An 18881-nucleotide genomic window follows, 5' to 3' on the forward strand; every position below is an offset into this window, starting at 1 on the left:
AGTAATTTATTCTTTATCTAGTTTGTATTTTGCTAAATCCATACCGAAGTTCAAATTTTTAACTGCAACAAGTTCATCAAGCTCAGTTAAAGACTTTTTACCGAAATTTCGGAATTTCATTAAATCATTTTTATTAAAAGATACTAAATCACCAAGGGTATCAACTTCAGCCGCCTTCAAACAATTTAATGCTCTTACAGAAAGATCCATATCAACAAGCTTAGTTTTAAGCAACTGTCTCATGTGTAATGACTCTTCATCATACGATTCTGTTTGTGCAATTTCGTCAGCCTCGAGTGTAATTCTTTCATCAGAAAACAACATGAAATGGTGAATTAAAACTTTTGCAGCTTCGGTAAGGGCATCTTTTGGATTGATTGAACCATCAGTTTTGATTTCAAAAACTAATTTTTCATAATCTGTTTTTTGCTCTACACGAAAGTTTTCAATAGCATATTTTACATTTTTTACTGGAGTAAAAATAGAATCTGTAAAAATAGTTCCAATTGCAGCGTTTTGTTTTTTGTTCTCTTCAGCAGGAACGTATCCTCTACCTTTTTCGATAGTTAAATCAAAATTAAGTTTGATCTTACTGTCAAGATTACAGATAACTAGTTCTGGATTCAAAACTTGGAAACCTGAAATAAACTTTTGAAAATCACCAGCTGTTAATTGATCTTTACCTGAAACAGATATAGTTACTGATTCATTATCGATATCTTCAATTTGACGTTTAAAACGCACTTGTTTAAGATTAAGGATAATTTCGGTAACGTCTTCAACAACTCCTGAAATAGTAGAAAACTCATGATCTACACCTTCAATGCGAACAGATGTTATTGCATAACCTTCTAATGCTGAAAGCAAAACTCTTCTAAGTGCATTACCAACGGTCAATCCGTAACCAGGTTCTAAAGGTCTGAATTCAAACTTACCTTCAAAATCGGTTGAATCGATCATGATAACTTTATCGGGCTTCTGAAAATTAAATATTGCCATAAATTTCGACTAAGTCAATTATTATTTGTTGTACAACTCTACGATTAATTGTTCTTTAATGTTTTCTGGAATTTGAAGTCTCGCAGGTACAGAAACGAATGTTCCTTCTTTGATATCATTATTCCATGTAATCCATTCATAAACATGACTTGAATTTGATAAAGAACGTTCGATAGCTTCTAATGACTTAGATTTTTCACGAACTGCAACTTTGTCACCAGGTCTAAGGTGGTAAGAAGGAATATTAACTACTTCACCGTTAACTGTGACGTGTCTGTGAGAAACGATCTGACGTGCACCTCTTCTAGAAGGAGCGATACCCATTCTAAAAACAACATTATCTAATCTTGCTTCACACAACTGTAATAAAACCTCACCAGTAACACCTTTGGTAGCTGATGCTTTTTTGAACAACCCTCTGAATTGTTTTTCTAAAATTCCGTAAGAATATTTAGCTTTTTGCTTTTCCATTAACTGAATAGCAAACTCAGATTTTTTTCCTCTTTTTTTAGCCATCCCGTGTTGCCCAGGAGGGTAATTTCTTTTTTCGAAAGCTTTATCGTCTCCGAAAATCGCCTCGCCAAATTTACGAGCGATTCTTGTACTAGGACCAGTATATCTTGCCATTTTAAATTGTTTAAGATTGAGATTATGAATTCAGGTCTGATCCTTCAATAATCGATATTCAATCTTGGTTATACTATATTTTTTTTTGAGTATTAAACTCTACGTCTTTTAGGAGGACGACATCCGTTGTGAGGCATTGGAGTAACATCAATAATTTCTGTAACTTCAATTCCACCATTATGTAAGGAACGAATAGCAGACTCACGTCCGTTTCCTGGTCCTTTTACATACACTTTTACTTTTTTCAATCCAGCTTCAAGAGCTACTTTACTACAATCTTCTGCTGCCATTTGGGCTGCATATGGAGTGTTCTTTTTAGAACCTCTAAAACCCATTTTTCCAGCTGAAGACCAAGAAATAACTTCACCTTTTTTATTAGTTAAAGAAATGATGATATTGTTAAAAGTAGCAGAAATATGAGCTTCTCCCGTTGATTCAACGATAACTTTACGTTTTTTTGCAGTTGCTTTAGCCATATTACTTATTATTTAGTTGCTTTTTTCTTGTTTGCAACAGTTTTTCTTTTACCTTTTCTAGTTCTAGAGTTGTTCTTAGTTCTTTGTCCTCTTAAAGGAAGACCAGTTCTATGACGAATACCTCTATAACAACCAATATCCATTAAACGTTTGATGTTTAAAGAAACTTCAGAACGCAATTCTCCTTCAATTTTAAAAGTAGATACCGCTTCACGAATTGCTCCGATCTCGTCATCATTCCAATCTTGAACTTTTTTATCTTGGCTAACTTGAGCTTTTTCTAAAATCTCAACAGCTCTACTTTTTCCTAATCCGAAGATATAGGTAAGTGCAATAACACCTCTCTTATTTTTTGGGATATCTACCCCTGCTATTCTTGCCATAATTATCCTTGTCTTTGTTTAAATCTAGGATTCTTTTTGTTTATTACGTACAATCTCCCTTTTCTTCGCACAATTTTGCACTCGGGACTTCTCTTTTTTACTGAAGCTCTAACTTTCATTTTGAATATCCTTTAATATCTATAAGTAATTCTTGCTTTTGACAAATCGTAAGGGCTCATTTCTAGTTTCACTTTATCACCAGGTAATAACTTGATATAATGCATACGCATTTTTCCAGAAATATGTGCGATCACAATATGTCCATTCTCTAACTCTACACGGAACATCGCATTTGATAATGCTTCGATGATGGATCCGTCTTGTTCTATTGCTGATTGTTTTGCCATAAATTAAGCTACTGCTTTTCTATTTTTACCACTTTTCATCAAACCATCATAATGCTTATTCAACAAGTATGAATTTATTTGCTGCATCGTGTCTATGGCAACACCAACCATAATTATTAATGAAGTACCTCCAAAAAACATTGCCCAAGATTGTTGAACATCCATAAGACTTACAACAATTGCTGGGAACACAGCTATTAAAGCAAGAAATAAAGATCCTGGAAAAGTTATCAATGACATCACTTTATCAAGATAATCTGAAGTTTCAACCCCTGGTCTAATACCTGGAATAAAACCACCGCTTCTCTTTAAATCATCAGACATTTTATTAGTAGGAACCGTAATTGCAGTATAAAAGAAAGTAAATACAATTATTAAAGTTGCAAATACTAAATTATACCAAAACCCGAACATATTACTAAACGCACCAACAATTGATTGCGATGTATCTGATTTAGATAAACCTGCTAAGGCAGCTGGAATAAACATAATTGCTTGCGCAAAAATGATCGGCATAACTCCAGAAGCGTTAAGCTTCAAAGGAATCCATTGTCTGTTTCCACCCAGCATGTCTTGTTCAAAATCACCTGACGTTGTACGACGTGCATATTGAACAGGAATTTTCCTGATCGCCATAACCAATAGTACACAACAAATGATAACTAATAACCAAATGATAATTTCAATAACCAACAACATCGGACCACCATTATTATTGGTAACTCTTGTTGTAAACTCTTGAATAAAAGCTTGAGGTAATCTAGCTAAAATCCCAACCATGATTAACAAAGAAATACCATTCCCAATTCCTTTATCTGTAATCTTTTCTCCAAGCCACATAGCAAAAATAGTACCTGTAACCAGAATAACTACCGATGAAAATAAGAATTCAAATGAATTGAAACCCAATAAAAATGCATTACTAGGTAACGTTCTATATAAATTATAGATGTAAGTTGGGCCTTGAACTAAAGTAATTCCAATTGTCAACCAACGCGTAATTTGATTAATCTTTTTTCTACCGCTTTCCCCATCACTTTGTAGTTTTTGCAAATAAGGAATAGCTATTCCCATTAACTGAACAACAATAGAGGCCGAAATATAAGGCATAATTCCCAAAGCAAAAACAGAAGCTTGAGAGAATGCACCTCCAGTAAACATGTCAAGAATTGAACCAATTCCTTCTTTAGTTTGCCCAGCTAAATTACCTAACTGTGTAGCATCAATACCTGGAAGAGTAACTTGTGCACCAAAACGATACACTAATAGCAAACCCAATGTAATCAGGATTCTATTTTTTAGTTCCTCAATTTTCCAAACATTGCTTATTGATTCAATAAATTTCTTCATATTAATTGAAAAATTACATTATTACAGCTTCTCCACCAGCAGCTTCAATAGCAGCTTTTGCAGTAGCAGTAAATTTGTGAGCGGTTACTTTTAATTTTGCTGTCAATTCACCTCTACCTAAAATCTTAACGATTTCATTTTTAGTAGCCAAACGATTAGCAACATAAACTGTCATATCAACAGTATCTTTAATAACACCATTATCAACCAAAAGTTGCAGTGTATCAAGATTGACACCTTCGTAATCTTTACGATTGATGTTTGTGAAACCAAACTTAGGCACACGTCTTTGAAGTGGCATTTGCCCTCCTTCAAAACCAATCTTTTTAGAATAACCAGAACGAGATTTTGCTCCTTTGTGACCTCTTGCAGAAGTACCACCTTTTCCAGAACCTTCTCCTCTACCTAATCTTTTATTTTGATTGTGTGTAGAACCTTCAGCAGGTTGTAAGTTACTTAAATTCATAACAGTATTTGTTATTTAGTTTCTTCAACAGAAACTAAGTGTTTAACTTTATTTATCATCCCAAGGATTGTAGGGTTTGAATCATGCTCTACAACTTGTCCCATTTTACGCAGACCTAAAGCTTCTAATCCTCTCTTTTGAGTAAGAGGACAGTTGATTTTGCTTCTAACTTGTTTTACTAATAATTTAGCCATAATTTCCTTGAATTAACCTTTAAAAACTTTTTCTAAAGAAACACCTCTTTGTTTTGCAACAGTATAAGCGCTTCTCATTTGTAATAAAGCATCAAAAGTTGCTTTCACTACGTTGTGAGGATTTGAAGATCCTTGAGATTTAGACAATACATCATGAATTCCTACTGACTCAAGAACTGAACGAACAGCTCCACCAGCAATAACCCCTGTACCATGAGAGGCAGGAATCAAGAATACACGTGCACCACCAAATTTACCTTTTTGTTCGTGAGGAACTGATTGACCATTCAAAGGAATTTTAACTAAATTTTTCTTAGCATCTTCTACTGCTTTCGCAATTGCTTCAGAAACATCTTTAGATTTTCCTAATCCGTGTCCAACCACTCCATTTTCATCACCTACAACTACAATAGCAGAAAAACCAAAAGCTCTACCACCCTTTGTAACCTTAGTAACACGATTAACACTTACCAAACGATCTTTTAATTCAAGACCACTTGGTTTTACTAACTCTACATTCTTGTATTTACTATTAGACATACTATATTAGAATTTAAGTCCAGCCGCTCTTGCGCCTTCCGCTAATGATTTAATACGTCCGTGATATAAATAACCTCCTCTATCGAAAGTTACTACGTCTATCCCAGCTTTTAAAGCTTTTTCAGCAACTAGTTTTCCAACCGCTGTAGCAACTTCAATATTCGTACCGTTACCTATTTCTTTTTCTCTTGAAGAAGCCGCCAACAAAGTAACTCCATTTACATCATCAATAAGTTGAGCATAAATTTCTTTGTTACTTCTAAATACAGATAGACGTGGATTAGTAGCAGTACCACTAATTGTTTTTCTAATTCTGAATCTAATACGTTGTCTTCTTTCAGGTTTTGTTAATGACATAATCTTATTTTTTAAGCTGATTTACCTGCTTTTCTTCTTAATACTTCACCTACAAATTTAACACCTTTTCCTTTGTACGGTTCAGGCTTACGGAAACCTCTGATTTTCGCAGCAACTTGACCTAAAAGTTGTTTGTCAAATGATGTTAATTTCACAATTGGGTTTTTCCCCTTTTCAGAAATCGTCTCTAACGTCACTTCTGGAGCAATGTCTAATACAATATTATGTGAAAAACCAAGTGCCAAATCTAATTTTTGTCCTTGATTGGAAGCTCTATAACCAACTCCAACTAACTCTAAAGATTTTGTAAAACCTTCGTTTACACCGATAATCATATTATTGATTAAAGATCTGTATAAACCATGCTTTGCTCTTTGATCTTTATGATCAGACGATCTTTCAACTTGAACTTGACCATCTTCAACTGTTACAGTAACGTCCGAGAACTCCTGTGTAAGCTGACCATTCTTTCCTTTAACTGTAATAATACCATTTGCAACTTCAACAGTTACACCAGCAGGGATTACAACCGGATTTTTACCTATTCTTGACATCTTCTACTATTTTAATGATTAGTAAACGTAGCAAATTACTTCACCACCAACATTTAACTGTCTGGCTTTTTTTCCTGTCATCAAACCTTTTGATGTGGAAACAATAGCAATTCCCAATCCGTTAAGAATTCTAGGGATTGATGAAGAACCTGAATACTTACGTAAACCCGGTTTACTAATTCTTTGGATATCTTTAATTACAGACTCTTTAGTATCTTTATCATACTTCAAAGCAATCTTGATTGAACCCTGTACAGCGTTGTCTTCAAACTTGTAACTCAAGATATAACCTTGATCGAATAGGATCTTGGTTATTTCTTTTTTTAGATTAGATGCAGGAATTTCAACAACTTTATGGTTTGCAGCCACAGCGTTACGAACTCTTGTCAAATAATCTGCAATAGGATCTGTATACATGTGCATTAATTTGCGGTTATGGTTTTCATAGGATACTCATCCTATGAACCTTTAACCAATTTATAAAAATGTTTTGTTAACGTAAATTAATTACGTCTACCAAGATGCTTTTTTAACACCTGGGATCAATCCGTTATTTGCCATCTCACGAAATGTAACACGTGAAATACCAAATTGACGCATATATCCTCTAGGTCTACCAGTTAATTTACAACGATTGTGCAAACGAACAGGCGAAGCGTTTTTCGGTAATTTTTGCAAACCTACGAAATCTCCAGCTTCTAACAAAGCTTTTCTTTTCTCAGCATACTTTGCTACCGTTTTTTCTCTCTTAACCTCACGGGCTTTCATTGATTCTTTAGCCATATCTTAATTCTTTTTAAAAGGTAAACCTAATTCAGCCAATAATGATTTTGCTTCTTTATCTGTTTTTGCAGAAGTAACAAATGAAATATCCATTCCTGATATTTTGTTTACTTTGTCAATATCAATTTCTGGGAAAATGATTTGCTCCAAAACACCAAGATTATAGTTTCCTCTTCCATCAAAACCAGTAGCTTTAATTCCGCTAAAATCTCTAACACGTGGTAAAGCAGAAGTAATAAGTCTATCTAAAAACTCATACATTCTTTCTCCACGCAAAGTAACTTTTGCTCCAATAGGCATTCCTTTTCTCAATTTGAATGACGCAACGTCTTTCTTTGAAATAGTAGATACTGCTTTCTGTCCAGTGATCTTTGTTAACTCTTCAACTGCATAGTCGATTAGTTTCTTATCAGATACAGCTGCACCAACTCCTTTACTTAAAACGATTTTTTCCAATTTTGGAACTTGCATTACGTTTACGTATCCGAATTCTTCTTTAAGAGCAGCAATTACTCTGCTCTTATATTCTTCTTTTAGTCTAGGTATATACGCCATTACTATAGTACTTGATTAGATTTTTTTGAAAATCTTACTTTCTTATCTCCTTCTACTCTAATTCCTACTCTAGTTGTTTCCTTAGTTTTAGGATCAATTAAAGAAATGTTAGATATTTGTATAGAAGCTTCTTTCTTTACGATACCACCTTGAGGGCTTTTTGCACTTGGTTTCGTATGTTTTGAAACCATGTTTACACCTTCAACAATCGCTTTGTTTTTCTCTTTGTACACGCGTAAAACTTTACCTTCAGCACCTTTATGGTCTCCAGCAATTACTCTTACGATGTCACCTGATTTTATTTTTAGCTTTATCATCTTAAAACGAATTAAAGCACTTCTGGTGCTAATGATACAATTTTCATGAATTGTTTTTCACGAAGTTCTCTTGCTACCGGACCAAAAACACGAGTTCCTCTCATTTCACCAGCAGCATTTAATAACACACATGCGTTGTCATCAAATCTAATGTATGAACCATCGGCTCTTCTTACTTCTTTTTTGGTACGTACAACAACTGCAGTTGAAACAGCTCCTTTTTTAACGCTTCCGTTAGGTGCTGTATCTTTGATAGAAACTACAATCTTGTCTCCAACAGAGGCATACCTTCTTTTGGTACCTCCTAAAACACGGATAGTTAAAACTTCCTTTGCTCCAGTGTTATCTGCTACTTTTAGTCTTGATTCTTGTTGTACCATAATTATTTAGCTCTTTCTAAGATTTCAACTAACCTCCAACATTTTGTTTTACTCAAAGGACGCGTTTCGCTAATCCTTACAGTATCTCCAATGTTACAGTCGTTCATTTCGTCGTGTGCATGATACTTTTTAGTTTTCAACACGAACTTACCGTATAATGGGTGTTTTACTTTACGCACTTCAGCAACTACGATAGATTTATCCATCTTGTCTGAAGTCACAACACCAACTCTTTCTTTTCTTAAATTTCTTTTTTCTTCCATCTTTCAGCAGATTACAATTATTGCAACTCTCTTTTAGTAAGTTCCGTAGCTAATCTTGCAACTGTTCTTCTTACACTTCTAATTTGAAGTGGATTCTCAATTGGAGAAATAGCGTGAGCCATTTTTAGGTCGGCATATGCCTTCTTAGTCTGGCTAAGTTTTTCTTGCAACTCCGCTGCAGAAAGATCTTTTATTTCTGATTGTTTCATAATATACTATAAATTATGCTTCGAAATCTCTAGCAACGACAAATTTAGTTTTTACTGGAAGCTTTTGAGCCGCAAGACGTAACGCCTCTTTTGCAACTGACAAAGGTACTCCTCCAACTTCAAACATAATTCTTCCGGGTTTAACAACGGCAGCCCAATACTCAACTGCACCTTTACCTTTACCCATACGTACCTCAAGAGGTTTCTTGGTGATCGGTTTGTCTGGAAATATTTTGATCCATAACTGTCCCTCTCTTTTCATAAAACGAGTTGCAGCAATACGCGCAGCTTCTATTTGACGAGAAGTTAAGAACATTCCATCTTCATGTACAGATTTAATACCAAACATTCCATTAGAAAGTTCATGTCCTCTTTGGGAATTCCCTTTCATTTTACCTTTTTGTACCTTACGGTATTTTGTTCTTTTAGGCTGTAACATTTTACTTTAGTTTAAAAATTTACTTTCGTTTACGAGCGTCTGGTTTACCACCTTTATTAAAAGGCTTTCTATCTCCTCTTGGAGAATCACCACCTTTACCACCAGTACCAGATTGTTTTTTGTCCATTCCAGCAAGCGGAGAAAGATCTCTCTTTCCATAAACTTCACCTTTCATGATCCATACTTTGATACCCATTCTACCATAAGTAGTATGAGCTTCAGCCAAAGCATAATCAATATCAGCTCTGAAAGTTGATAGAGGAATTCTACCTTCTTTGAAACCCTCTGAACGAGCCATCTCAGCACCATTCAAACGACCAGAAATCAAAACTTTGATACCTTCAGCGTTCATACGCATAGAAGCAGCAATTGCCATTTTGATTGCACGTCTGTAAGAAATTCTGCTTTCGATTTGACGACAGATGCTTGTAGCAACTAGATACGCGTCAAGTTCAGGTCTTTTAATTTCAAAAATGTTGATTTGGACCTCTTTGTCAGTAACTTTTTTAAGTTCTTCTTTCAACTTGTCTACCTCTTGTCCACCTTTCCCAATAATGATACCAGGTCTAGCAGTAGTGATAGTAACGGTTACAAGTTTTAAAGTTCTCTCAATAATTACTTTAGATACACTAGCTTTTGATAAACGAGCATGGATATACTTTCTGATTTTGTGATCCTCGGCAAGTTTATCACCGTAATCATTTCCACCATACCAGTTTGAGTCCCATCCTCTGATGATACCAAGTCTGTTTCCAATTGGATTTGTCTTTTGTCCCATACTGCTTAAGAATTGCTTTGTGTGTTATTGATAGCTCCAAGCACGATTGTTACGTGATTAGAACGTTTTCTTATTCTGTGTGCACGACCTTGTGGAGCTGGACGAAGTCTTTTCAACATCATTCCACCATCAACTGTAATCGTTTTAACAAATAAACCAGCCTCTTCCATATTAGCATCTGGGTTTTTTGCTTGCCAGTTGGCAATAACAGATAAAACCAATTTCTCTAATTTTCGTGAAGCCTCTTTAGAACTAAATCTTAAGATGTTTAATGCTCTTTCTACCTTCTGACCTCTTACTAGATCTGCTACTAAGCGCATTTTTCTAGGTGAAGTAGGGCAGTTATTTAACTTTGCGAAGGCCAAAGACTTATTAGCCTCTTTTCTTGCATCTGCTGTTTCTCTTTTACGAACTCCCATTGCTTCTTATTTTTTACCTTTATTTTTTGCTCCAGCATGACCTCTAAAAGATCTAGTTGGTGAAAATTCTCCTAATTTGTGACCTACCATGTTTTCTGTTACGTAAACTGGTACAAATTGACGACCGTTATGAACTGCGATAGTTTGTCCAACAAAGTCTGGAGTAATCATAGAAGCTCTAGACCATGTCTTAACCACTCCTTTATTTCCACCTGCAATGTTTTCTTGAACTTTCTTGTCTAACTTATAATGAACGAAAGGTCCTTTTTTTAATGAACGTGCCATATCTTATTATTTCTTTCTACGTTCTACGATATACTTGTTACTCGGGTTTTTCTTAGAACGAGTTCTATAACCTTTAGCTGGTATTCCATTTCTTGAACGTGGATGTCCACCAGAAGAACGTCCTTCACCACCACCCATTGGGTGATCGACAGGGTTCATTGCAACAGGTCTTGTTCTAGGTCTTCTTCCTAACCATCTTGTTCTACCAGCTTTTCCTGATACAACTAATTGGTGATCTGAATTAGAAACCGCTCCAATTGTAGCCGAACAAGTCAACAAGATTAATCTTGTTTCTCCTGAAGGCATTTTAATTGTAGCATATTTTCCATCTCTTGCCATTAATTGAGCAAATGTTCCAGCAGAACGAGCGATTACAGCTCCTTGACCTGGTCTCAATTCAATACAAGAAATTACAGTTCCAAGTGGAACTCTACTTAAAGGTAAAGTATTACCAATTTCAGGTTGAGATTCTGGACCAGAAACTAATTTCTGACCAACTTTCAATCCGTTTTGAGCAATAACATACGTTTTCTCACCATCAGCATAAGCTAACAATGCAATAAAAGCAGTACGATTTGGATCATATTCAATTGACTTAACCGTAGCTGGAATTCCTTCTTTTGTACGTTTAAAATCAATGATACGATATCTCTGCTTGTGACCACCACCCGTATAACGCATGGTCATCTTTCCTTGACTATTTCTACCACCAGAGTTTTTTATCGGCGCTATCAAAGAGCGTTCCGGCTTATCAGTTGTAATGGCGTCATAACCATTCACAACTCTAAATCGCTGACCTGGGGTAATAGGTTTTAATTTTCTTACTGACATTTTATCTTAGATATTGTTGTAAAAATCAATTGTTTCTCCTTCTTGTACTTGAACAATTGCTTTTTTAATTGCATTAGTCTTTCCACTGATCAAACCACTTTTAGTGTATTTTGTAGTTCTATCCGGTCTTACGTTCATCGTGTTAACACTCAAAATAGTTACACCATAAGCAGCTTCAACAGCTTTCTTAATTTGCACTTTATTTGCTTTTTTGTCAACAACGAATCCGAAGCGGTTTAAAACTTCACTTTCTTTGGTTACTTTTTCTGTTACTATAGGCTTAATTATGATGCTCATATCCTATTATTTACTTAAATTTTCTTCAATTATCTCCAAAGAACTCTCTAAAAGCACTAAATTATTAGCGTTTAATATAGCGTAAGTGCTTAATTCTAAGCTACTTACAACGCTAGAGCCTTTTAAATTGCGTGACGACAAATATACATTTTTATTTACATCACCCAACACAAACAGGGATTTTTTATTCTCTAACTCTAAAGCTTTCAAAACGTTGATGAAATTTTTAGTGTTTGGAGTTTCAAAATTAAAGTCTTCAAGAACGATAATATTCGACTCTTTTGCTTTAATTGAGAAAGCAGATTTTCTAGCCAAACGTTTCAAGCTTTTATTCAATTTGAATGAATAACTTCTTGGTCTTGGTCCGAAAACTGTTCCACCACCTTTAAACAATGGATTCTTTGCACTACCCGCACGAGCTGTACCAGTCCCTTTTTGTTTTTTAATCTTACGAGTAGATCCAGCAACTTCAGCTCTTTCTTTAGCTTTGTGCGTTCCTTGACGTTGATTAGCAAGATATTGCTTTACATCAAGATATACTGCGTGATTGTTTGGTTCTATACCAAATACTGAATCAGAAAGTTGAACTTTTCTTCCAGTATCTTTTCCGTTGAAATCTAATACTTTTGCTTCCATTACTTCTGAATGATTACATAAGAGTTGTTATGTCCAGGAACACATCCTTTAATAACAAGTAGGTTCTTATCAGCAACTACTTTTAAAACTCTAAGGTTTTGAACTTTTACATTGTCTCCTCCCATTCTTCCAGCCATACGCATTCCTTTGAATACTCTAGATGGATAAGATGAAGCTCCTACAGAACCTGGCGCTCTTAAACGGTTGTGTTGACCGTGAGTTGCTTGACCAACACCACCAAAACCGTGACGTTTTACAACCCCTTGAAAACCTTTACCTTTAGATACACCTTGTACATCTACAAATTCTCCTTCAGAAAAAATAGAAACATCAATAAGATCTCCTAATTTTTGCTCTGTTGCGAAATCTTGGAATTCAACGACTTTTTTCTTAGCTACAGTTCCCGCTTTTTTAAAGTGACCTAACGCCGCTTTAGTGGAATGTTTCTCGTTTTTGTCATCGAAACCTAGTTGCAACGCTTCGTACCCGTCAACACCTTTGGTTCTGACTTGGGTAACAACGCATGGACCAGCTTCGATTACTGTACAAGGAATATTCTTCCCGTTCTCGTCGAAAATGCTAGTCATGCCGATTTTTCTACCAATTAACCCAGACATAAATATTAATTATTAATTACTAAAATTCCCTTCAATTTAAAAACAACAGATGTTTCCAAACAGGGAGTGCAAAAGTAGAGATTAAAATTGAATATACCAAACCCTAATAAAAATTAAATCGCTCATAATCAAAATTCAAGAAGCAAAAAGATCGATTAAAGATTTTTGTATCTTTTAAAATAAATTACAGGAGCTTCTTTTTAAAAATACTTCACTCCAAAATTCATAAACAAAAAAAACAACAAATACCCGTGATAGAGCTAAAATTAAGGCATTACAAAAACTACTTCCTTAAATTATAAAATCAAGAACCAGTTATTAGTAGTGGTTTATAAAATTCAACCCCATAAAAAAAGCGAGACAGAACTGCCTCGCTTTTTTTTATAAAATATAAAAAATTATACTTTTATTTCAACTTCAACTCCACTTGGCAATTCAAGTTTCATCAATGCATCAATAGTTTTTGAAGATGAAGAATAGATATCAATCAATCTCTTGTATGACATAACTTCAAATTGCTCTCTTGCTTTTTTGTTTACGTGCGGAGAACGTAGAACCGTAAAAAGTTTTTTATGAGTTGGTAATGGAATTGGTCCTGTTACAACTGCACCGGTACTTTTTACCGTTTTTACAATCTTTTCAGCAGACTTGTCTACCAACATGTGATCGTAAGATTTTAATTTTATTCTGATTTTTTGACTCATTTTCTTAAAGATTATGCGTTTCCTTTTGCTTTTTTGATAACTGCTTCCGAAATATTAGAAGGCGTTTCAGAGTAGTGTGAAAATTCCATAGTAGATGTTGCTCTACCTGATGAAAGCGTTCTTAACGTAGTTACGTATCCAAACATTTCAGATAATGGCACATCTGCCTTAATAGTTTTAGCACCAGCTCTATCACCCATATCATTCACCTGACCTCTACGACGGTTGATATCACCTACGATATCTCCCATGTTTTCTTCTGGTGTAATCACTTCCATTTTCATGATTGGCTCTAATATAACAGCACCAGCTGCTTTAGCTACCTCTCTATAACCCATTCTTGCCGCAAGTTCAAAAGAAAGTGCATCAGAATCCACCGGGTGGAAAGATCCGTCTAATAAGGTTACTTTCAAACTATCTACTTGGTATCCTGCTAAAGGACCCGTTTTCATAGCTTCTCTAAAACCTTTTTCAACTGATGGAATATATTCTTTAGGAACGTTACCACCTTTCACTGCATTCACAAATTGCAAACCTACAGCAGCTTTACCGTCAACTTCATCAGCAGGCTCAAGTCTAAATACGATATCACCGAATTTACCACGACCTCCAGATTGTTTCTTGTATGTTTCTCTATGTTGAGCAGATTTTGTAAAAGCTTCTTTGTACTCAACTTGAGGCTCACCTTGGTTTACTTCAACTTTGAATTCACGTTTCATTCTATCTACTAGGATATCTAAGTGAAGCTCACCCATGCCAGAAATAATAGTTTGACCTGAAGCCTCGTCTGTTCTAACAGTAAACGTAGGATCTTCTTCAGCTAATTTAGCTAAAGCCATACCCATTTTATCTACGTCAGCCTTAGTTTTAGGCTCAATAGCAATACCAATTACTGGCGCAGGGAATTTCATTGACTCAAGAATAATTGGGTGTTTTTCATCACACAATGTATCTCCAGTTTTGATATCTTTAAATCCAACTGCCGCTCCAATATCACCTGCTTCGATATACTCAATTGGGTTTTGTTTGTTAGCGTGCATTTGGTAGATACGAGAAATTCTTTCTTTGTTTCCTGAACGCGTGTTCAAAACATAAGAACCAGCATCTAAACGTCCTGAATAAGCACGGAAGAAAGCTAAACGACCTACGAAAGGATCAGTAGCAATTTTAAATGCTAAAGCAGCGAATGGCTCTTTAACATCTGGCTTACGCAAGATTTTAGTTTGATCTTCTTCTAATAATTCAGCATCATCAGGATGAATCCCTTCGATACCTTCTTTATCCATTGGAGATGGCAAATATTTACATACAGCATCTAACATGAATTGAACTCCTTTGTTTTTGAAAGAAGAACCAGCAATCATAGGAATGATAGCCATATCCATTACAGCAGCTCTTAATGCAATGTTGATTTCTTCCTCTGTAATAGAGTTTTCATCTTCCATGAATTTTTCAAGCAAAGTCTCATCATAATCAGCTACTGCTTCAATAAGAATCGATCTGTATTCTTTCACTTCATCGAGCATGTCTTCTGGAATAGGCACAATCTCGTAAGTTGCTCCCAAACCTTCTTCATCCCAAACAATAGCTTGATTTCTAACTAAATCTACAACACCTTTGAAATCATTTTCTTCACCGATTGGCAAAGTGATTGCTACAGCATTAGATTTCAACATATCTCTTACTTGTTGACATACCATCAAAAAGTTAGATCCTTGTCTGTCCATTTTATTAACGAATCCAATACGTGGTACTCTGTATTGATCTGCTAATCTCCAGTTAGTTTCAGATTGAGGCTCTACACCATCAACAGCACTAAACAAGAATACCAAACCATCAAGTACACGTAAAGAACGGTTTACTTCAACTGTAAAGTCAACGTGACCTGGAGTATCGATAATGTTAAAGTGGTAAGGCAATGTTTCAGGCAACACTTTACCTTGCGTAGTTGGAAAATTCCATTCACAAGTTGTAGCGGCAGAAGTAATTGTTATACCTCTTTCTTGCTCTTGTGCCATCCAGTCCATTGTTGCAGCACCATCGTGTACTTCACCAATTTTATGTGATTTTCCCGTATAGAATAAAATACGCTCTGTTGTTGTTGTTTTACCAGCATCAATATGAGCAGCAATTCCTATATTTCTTGTATATTTAAGTTCTCTAGCCATTTCTTAAGAATTAAAATCTAAAGTGAGAGAATGCCTTATTAGCCTCTGCCATTTTGTGAGTATCCATTCTTTTCTTAACGGCAGCACCTTCTTCTTTAGCCGCAGCTAAACATTCTGAAGCTAACCTTTGAGCCATAGATTTTTCGTTTCTTCTTCTTGAATAAAGAATTAACCATTTCATCGCCATGGAGATCTTTCTATCTGGACGAATTTGCATAGGAATTTGAAATGTAGCTCCACCTACTCTACGACTACGTACTTCTACGTGAGGCATAACATTGGTTAATGCATCTTTCCAAATTTCTAATGATGGTTTCTCAGCATCTTGTTTTTTAGACTCAATGATGTCAATTGCATCATAAAATACTTTAAACGCTGTCGATTTTTTTCCATCCCACATTAAGTTGTTCACAAAACGTGTTACCAGTTGGTCATTAAACCTTGGATCTGGTAAAAGTGGTCTTTTCTTTGCCGCTCTTTTTCTCATGTCTTTTTTTTAATAAAATGTCAAACCAGTATTATCGCGAAGAATCACGCTTCTACAAGAATAACTTTTTAAATTACTTTTTTGCTTCTTTTGGGCGTTTTGCTCCGTACTTAGATCTTCTTTGCGTTCTTCCTGCTACTCCCGACGTATCAAGTGCACCACGAACGATGTGATATCTAACTCCTGGTAAATCTTTTACCCTTCCACCCCTAACTAATACTATCGAGTGCTCTTGTAAATTGTGTCCTTCACCAGGGATGTAAGCATTCACTTCATTACCATTTGTCAAACGTACACGCGCTACTTTACGCATTGCAGAGTTTGGTTTTTTTGGTGTTGTAGTGTAAACACGCGTACAAACCCCTCTTCTTTGAGGACAAGAATCTAAAGCAACCGATTTACTCTTCTTAGTTATCTGAGTTCTTCCTGTTCTTACTAATTGTTGAATTGTTGGCATAATTAATACTAAAAATTTCTTATTATATTAAATTCCCGCTTTTTACGGGGTTGCAAATGTAGAAAATATTTTTTACTCTACAAACGTTAATCAATTAATTTACAACAAGATTATTTTATCATTTGATTTTTATCTTAAAAATAAATATTTGCATTACATTTATTTAAAATACGAGCCCATTTGAAACCTTCTTTCAATTTAATATTCATCATGCTTTTTTGCCTTAGTTCTTCGGCACAAAGTTTTCGATTAATTGTTAAAGGAAGTAATTCGTTTGAAACAAAAACTATAGATTCTTTAAAATACAATGCAAAACACGAAAACACAAAATCAATTAACGATGAACTAATACAAATTTCTCAAAAACTATCCGATATAGGGTACATCGACAATACAACACAAGATTTTACTACTAAAAACGATTCCATTTTTGTCGCCAGTTTAAAACTAGGACCAAAAATAAGTACTGTTTACATTAAAGTGGGTTCGGATTTAATGTTACAACAAATTCCAAAACTAAAAAAAAAGGAAATCTTAATTATACCATATAGTGAAATAAATTCTTTTCTAAATCAAACAATCCAACAATTAGAGGAAAATGGTTTTGCACTTGCTAGAGTAAGCCTAACCAATATTTCAAGAAAAAAAAACGAAATATACACAGACTTAAAGGTTGAGTCGGATCAAAAAAGAATGCTTAACGCCATCGTGGTCAATTTCAAAGACACCAATCAAAACGCAAAATTTCCCAAAGGACATTTAGCACAGATTAACAGAAAATACAAAAACACTTTATTTAACCAAAAAATGGTGAATCAAATCTATCAGGATTTCGAAAAATTTCAATTCACCAACCAAGTAAAATATCCAGAAATTTTATTCACAAAAGATTCTACAAAGGCTTATGTATACCTCGAAAAAAGAAAATCCAATACTTTTGATGGTTTTATAGGATTTTCAAATAACGAAACATATAAAATAAGACTTAACGGATATGCTGACATAAAACTAGAAAACATTTTAGGTTCTGGTGAACTAGTATCAATATATTGGAAAAGCGACGGAAATGACCAAAAGACTTTTAATGCCAATATAGAATTACCATATATACTAAAATCACCGCTAGGACTAAAAGCTCAAATTCAATTATTTAGACAGGATAGTACTTTTCAAAATACAAAAACAGCTATTGATTTAAGCTACTTTGCAAATTACAACACCCGATTCTACTTAGGATACCAAAGAACAGCATCAAGTGACATACAAAACGCACTAGAAACATCGGTAGGAGATTTTAATAATTTATTTGTTACTGCTAGTTTGGATTACAAAAAATTAGATCAATATAATAATACATTTCTTATTAAAACAGCATTAAACTTTACTACTGGAATAGGTAATCGGCAGATATTAAATGAAACCGCAGAAAGAACTAAAAGCAATCAAATATTCGTTACCATCGAGGCAGCACACAATTTTAATTTAAACAAAAAGAATAGCATAAACATAAAAAGCCAAAATTACTACCTACAAAGTAACCGATACTTAGACAATGAACTGTATCGTTTTGGGGGATTTAACAGTATTAGAGGCTTTACAGAAAATAGCTTGAGAGCATACTTCACAACATCTATACTTTCAGAATACCGATACATAATAGCCTCTTCTTTATATGTTCATTCAATATTAGATTACTGCTTTTATAAAAACAGAACCAACCTTGAAAAAGCAGACAATACCAATAAACTTTTGGCAGTAGGATTTGGCTTTGGATTACAAACTAAAAATGGTTTATTGAAATTTGCACTTGCAAATGGAAAATCAGAAAAACAACAAATAGAATTTTATAACATAATTGTGCATCTTAGTTATAATGTTAAATTTTAATTTTAACAGTAATTAACAAATTTAATATTAGGATAGTTAACAAATTATTAAGAAGTTTGCGAAACTAATTCAAAAT

General features: G+C 34.6%; 32 protein-coding genes. 1 reads left to right on the plus strand and 31 read right to left on the minus strand.

What is annotated here, in order from left to right; genetic code table 11:
• Positions 1 to 6: 6 nt before the first annotated feature.
• The 31 genes from ACNQGO_RS02100 to rpsL all read right to left on the minus strand — a co-directional run bounded on the left by ACNQGO_RS02100 (position 7) and on the right by rpsL (position 16918).
• Positions 7 to 999 (minus strand): DNA-directed RNA polymerase subunit alpha, encoded by a 993-nt coding sequence (locus ACNQGO_RS02100; protein WP_039110214.1) that lies wholly within the window; start codon positions 997 to 999, stop codon positions 7 to 9.
• Positions 1000 to 1020: 21 nt separating this feature from the next.
• Entirely contained in the window at positions 1021 to 1626 is a 606-nt protein-coding gene (gene rpsD, locus ACNQGO_RS02105) for a 30S ribosomal protein S4 (RefSeq protein WP_282711735.1), read from the minus strand.
• A 92-nt stretch (positions 1627 to 1718) separates the two neighbouring features.
• Complete coding sequence (gene rpsK, locus ACNQGO_RS02110) at positions 1719 to 2102, minus strand: 30S ribosomal protein S11 (protein WP_024981527.1); 384 nt, start codon at positions 2100 to 2102, stop codon at positions 1719 to 1721.
• An 8-nt stretch (positions 2103 to 2110) separates the two neighbouring features.
• Entirely contained in the window at positions 2111 to 2485 is a 375-nt protein-coding gene (gene rpsM / locus ACNQGO_RS02115; protein ID WP_091203660.1) for a 30S ribosomal protein S13, read from the minus strand.
• A gap of 2 nt (positions 2486 to 2487) precedes the next feature.
• Positions 2488 to 2604: a type B 50S ribosomal protein L36 gene (gene ykgO / locus ACNQGO_RS02120; protein WP_008992256.1), complete on the minus strand. Its 117-nt coding sequence runs from the start codon at positions 2602 to 2604 to the stop codon at positions 2488 to 2490.
• A gap of 12 nt (positions 2605 to 2616) precedes the next feature.
• On the minus strand, positions 2617 to 2832 hold the full coding sequence (infA, locus tag ACNQGO_RS02125; RefSeq protein WP_007136545.1) for a translation initiation factor IF-1: 216 nt from the start codon (positions 2830 to 2832) through the stop codon (positions 2617 to 2619).
• Positions 2833 to 2835: 3 nt separating this feature from the next.
• On the minus strand, positions 2836 to 4182 hold the full coding sequence (gene secY, locus ACNQGO_RS02130; protein ID WP_417984023.1) for a preprotein translocase subunit SecY: 1347 nt from the start codon (positions 4180 to 4182) through the stop codon (positions 2836 to 2838).
• A gap of 13 nt (positions 4183 to 4195) precedes the next feature.
• Positions 4196 to 4648, minus strand: a complete 453-nt coding sequence (rplO, locus tag ACNQGO_RS02135; RefSeq protein WP_417944008.1) for a 50S ribosomal protein L15 — start codon at positions 4646 to 4648, stop codon at positions 4196 to 4198.
• Between the two features lie 11 nt (positions 4649 to 4659).
• Complete coding sequence (gene rpmD, locus ACNQGO_RS02140) at positions 4660 to 4842, minus strand: 50S ribosomal protein L30 (protein ID WP_035668100.1); 183 nt, start codon at positions 4840 to 4842, stop codon at positions 4660 to 4662.
• Between the two features lie 12 nt (positions 4843 to 4854).
• Positions 4855 to 5382 (minus strand): 30S ribosomal protein S5, encoded by a 528-nt coding sequence (gene rpsE / locus ACNQGO_RS02145; protein WP_035668102.1) that lies wholly within the window; start codon positions 5380 to 5382, stop codon positions 4855 to 4857.
• Between the two features lie 6 nt (positions 5383 to 5388).
• Positions 5389 to 5739, minus strand: coding sequence for a 50S ribosomal protein L18 (gene rplR, locus ACNQGO_RS02150; protein WP_039110219.1), 351 nt, complete (start codon positions 5737 to 5739; stop codon positions 5389 to 5391).
• An 11-nt stretch (positions 5740 to 5750) separates the two neighbouring features.
• Entirely contained in the window at positions 5751 to 6293 is a 543-nt protein-coding gene (rplF, locus tag ACNQGO_RS02155; RefSeq protein ID WP_417944006.1) for a 50S ribosomal protein L6, read from the minus strand.
• An 18-nt stretch (positions 6294 to 6311) separates the two neighbouring features.
• Positions 6312 to 6710, minus strand: a complete 399-nt coding sequence (gene rpsH / locus ACNQGO_RS02160) for a 30S ribosomal protein S8 (protein WP_039110221.1) — start codon at positions 6708 to 6710, stop codon at positions 6312 to 6314.
• A gap of 96 nt (positions 6711 to 6806) precedes the next feature.
• Positions 6807 to 7076 (minus strand): 30S ribosomal protein S14, encoded by a 270-nt coding sequence (rpsN, locus tag ACNQGO_RS02165; protein WP_026707007.1) that lies wholly within the window; start codon positions 7074 to 7076, stop codon positions 6807 to 6809.
• Positions 7077 to 7079: 3 nt separating this feature from the next.
• Complete coding sequence (gene rplE, locus ACNQGO_RS02170; RefSeq protein ID WP_309609082.1) at positions 7080 to 7631, minus strand: 50S ribosomal protein L5; 552 nt, start codon at positions 7629 to 7631, stop codon at positions 7080 to 7082.
• A 2-nt stretch (positions 7632 to 7633) separates the two neighbouring features.
• Entirely contained in the window at positions 7634 to 7948 is a 315-nt protein-coding gene (gene rplX, locus ACNQGO_RS02175; RefSeq protein WP_188049962.1) for a 50S ribosomal protein L24, read from the minus strand.
• A gap of 11 nt (positions 7949 to 7959) precedes the next feature.
• Complete coding sequence (gene rplN, locus ACNQGO_RS02180) at positions 7960 to 8328, minus strand: 50S ribosomal protein L14 (RefSeq protein WP_026717863.1); 369 nt, start codon at positions 8326 to 8328, stop codon at positions 7960 to 7962.
• A gap of 2 nt (positions 8329 to 8330) precedes the next feature.
• Complete coding sequence (gene rpsQ / locus ACNQGO_RS02185) at positions 8331 to 8591, minus strand: 30S ribosomal protein S17 (RefSeq protein ID WP_066081027.1); 261 nt, start codon at positions 8589 to 8591, stop codon at positions 8331 to 8333.
• A gap of 17 nt (positions 8592 to 8608) precedes the next feature.
• Positions 8609 to 8800 carry a 50S ribosomal protein L29 gene (gene rpmC / locus ACNQGO_RS02190; RefSeq protein ID WP_035668115.1) on the minus strand — a complete coding sequence of 64 codons (192 nt, stop codon included), beginning with the start codon at positions 8798 to 8800 and terminating at the stop codon, positions 8609 to 8611.
• Between the two features lie 13 nt (positions 8801 to 8813).
• On the minus strand, positions 8814 to 9239 hold the full coding sequence (gene rplP, locus ACNQGO_RS02195; RefSeq protein ID WP_007803637.1) for a 50S ribosomal protein L16: 426 nt from the start codon (positions 9237 to 9239) through the stop codon (positions 8814 to 8816).
• Positions 9240 to 9258: 19 nt separating this feature from the next.
• Entirely contained in the window at positions 9259 to 10017 is a 759-nt protein-coding gene (gene rpsC / locus ACNQGO_RS02200) for a 30S ribosomal protein S3 (RefSeq protein ID WP_417944005.1), read from the minus strand.
• A 5-nt stretch (positions 10018 to 10022) separates the two neighbouring features.
• Positions 10023 to 10436 (minus strand): 50S ribosomal protein L22, encoded by a 414-nt coding sequence (gene rplV, locus ACNQGO_RS02205; RefSeq protein ID WP_309609085.1) that lies wholly within the window; start codon positions 10434 to 10436, stop codon positions 10023 to 10025.
• Positions 10437 to 10442: 6 nt separating this feature from the next.
• Positions 10443 to 10721, minus strand: a complete 279-nt coding sequence (gene rpsS, locus ACNQGO_RS02210; protein WP_007136562.1) for a 30S ribosomal protein S19 — start codon at positions 10719 to 10721, stop codon at positions 10443 to 10445.
• Between the two features lie 6 nt (positions 10722 to 10727).
• Positions 10728 to 11552 (minus strand): 50S ribosomal protein L2, encoded by an 825-nt coding sequence (gene rplB / locus ACNQGO_RS02215; RefSeq protein ID WP_035668122.1) that lies wholly within the window; start codon positions 11550 to 11552, stop codon positions 10728 to 10730.
• Between the two features lie 6 nt (positions 11553 to 11558).
• Positions 11559 to 11849: a 50S ribosomal protein L23 gene (gene rplW, locus ACNQGO_RS02220; protein ID WP_035668124.1), complete on the minus strand. Its 291-nt coding sequence runs from the start codon at positions 11847 to 11849 to the stop codon at positions 11559 to 11561.
• A 6-nt stretch (positions 11850 to 11855) separates the two neighbouring features.
• On the minus strand, positions 11856 to 12485 hold the full coding sequence (gene rplD / locus ACNQGO_RS02225) for a 50S ribosomal protein L4 (protein ID WP_091173690.1): 630 nt from the start codon (positions 12483 to 12485) through the stop codon (positions 11856 to 11858).
• On the minus strand, positions 12485 to 13102 hold the full coding sequence (gene rplC / locus ACNQGO_RS02230) for a 50S ribosomal protein L3 (protein WP_099713444.1): 618 nt from the start codon (positions 13100 to 13102) through the stop codon (positions 12485 to 12487). The genes rplD and rplC overlap by 1 nt, the downstream gene beginning before the upstream one ends.
• 398 nt (positions 13103 to 13500) lie before the next feature.
• Positions 13501 to 13806, minus strand: a complete 306-nt coding sequence (rpsJ, locus tag ACNQGO_RS02235; RefSeq protein WP_011963470.1) for a 30S ribosomal protein S10 — start codon at positions 13804 to 13806, stop codon at positions 13501 to 13503.
• 11 nt (positions 13807 to 13817) lie between these two features.
• Positions 13818 to 15974 (minus strand): elongation factor G, encoded by a 2157-nt coding sequence (fusA, locus tag ACNQGO_RS02240; protein ID WP_417944002.1) that lies wholly within the window; start codon positions 15972 to 15974, stop codon positions 13818 to 13820.
• Positions 15975 to 15984: 10 nt separating this feature from the next.
• Positions 15985 to 16461, minus strand: coding sequence for a 30S ribosomal protein S7 (rpsG, locus tag ACNQGO_RS02245; RefSeq protein ID WP_035668130.1), 477 nt, complete (start codon positions 16459 to 16461; stop codon positions 15985 to 15987).
• Between the two features lie 73 nt (positions 16462 to 16534).
• Entirely contained in the window at positions 16535 to 16918 is a 384-nt protein-coding gene (gene rpsL, locus ACNQGO_RS02250) for a 30S ribosomal protein S12 (protein WP_007136570.1), read from the minus strand.
• Positions 16919 to 17128: 210 nt separating this feature from the next.
• Here rpsL and ACNQGO_RS02255 point away from each other — a divergent pair, with 210 nt between their 5' ends.
• Entirely contained in the window at positions 17129 to 18805 is a 1677-nt protein-coding gene (locus ACNQGO_RS02255) for a BamA/TamA family outer membrane protein (RefSeq protein ID WP_417984024.1), read from the plus strand.
• Positions 18806 to 18881 lie beyond the last annotated feature (76 nt).

The organism is Flavobacterium frigidum (genome assembly GCF_048286735.1).
Classification (GTDB): domain Bacteria; phylum Bacteroidota; class Bacteroidia; order Flavobacteriales; family Flavobacteriaceae; genus Flavobacterium.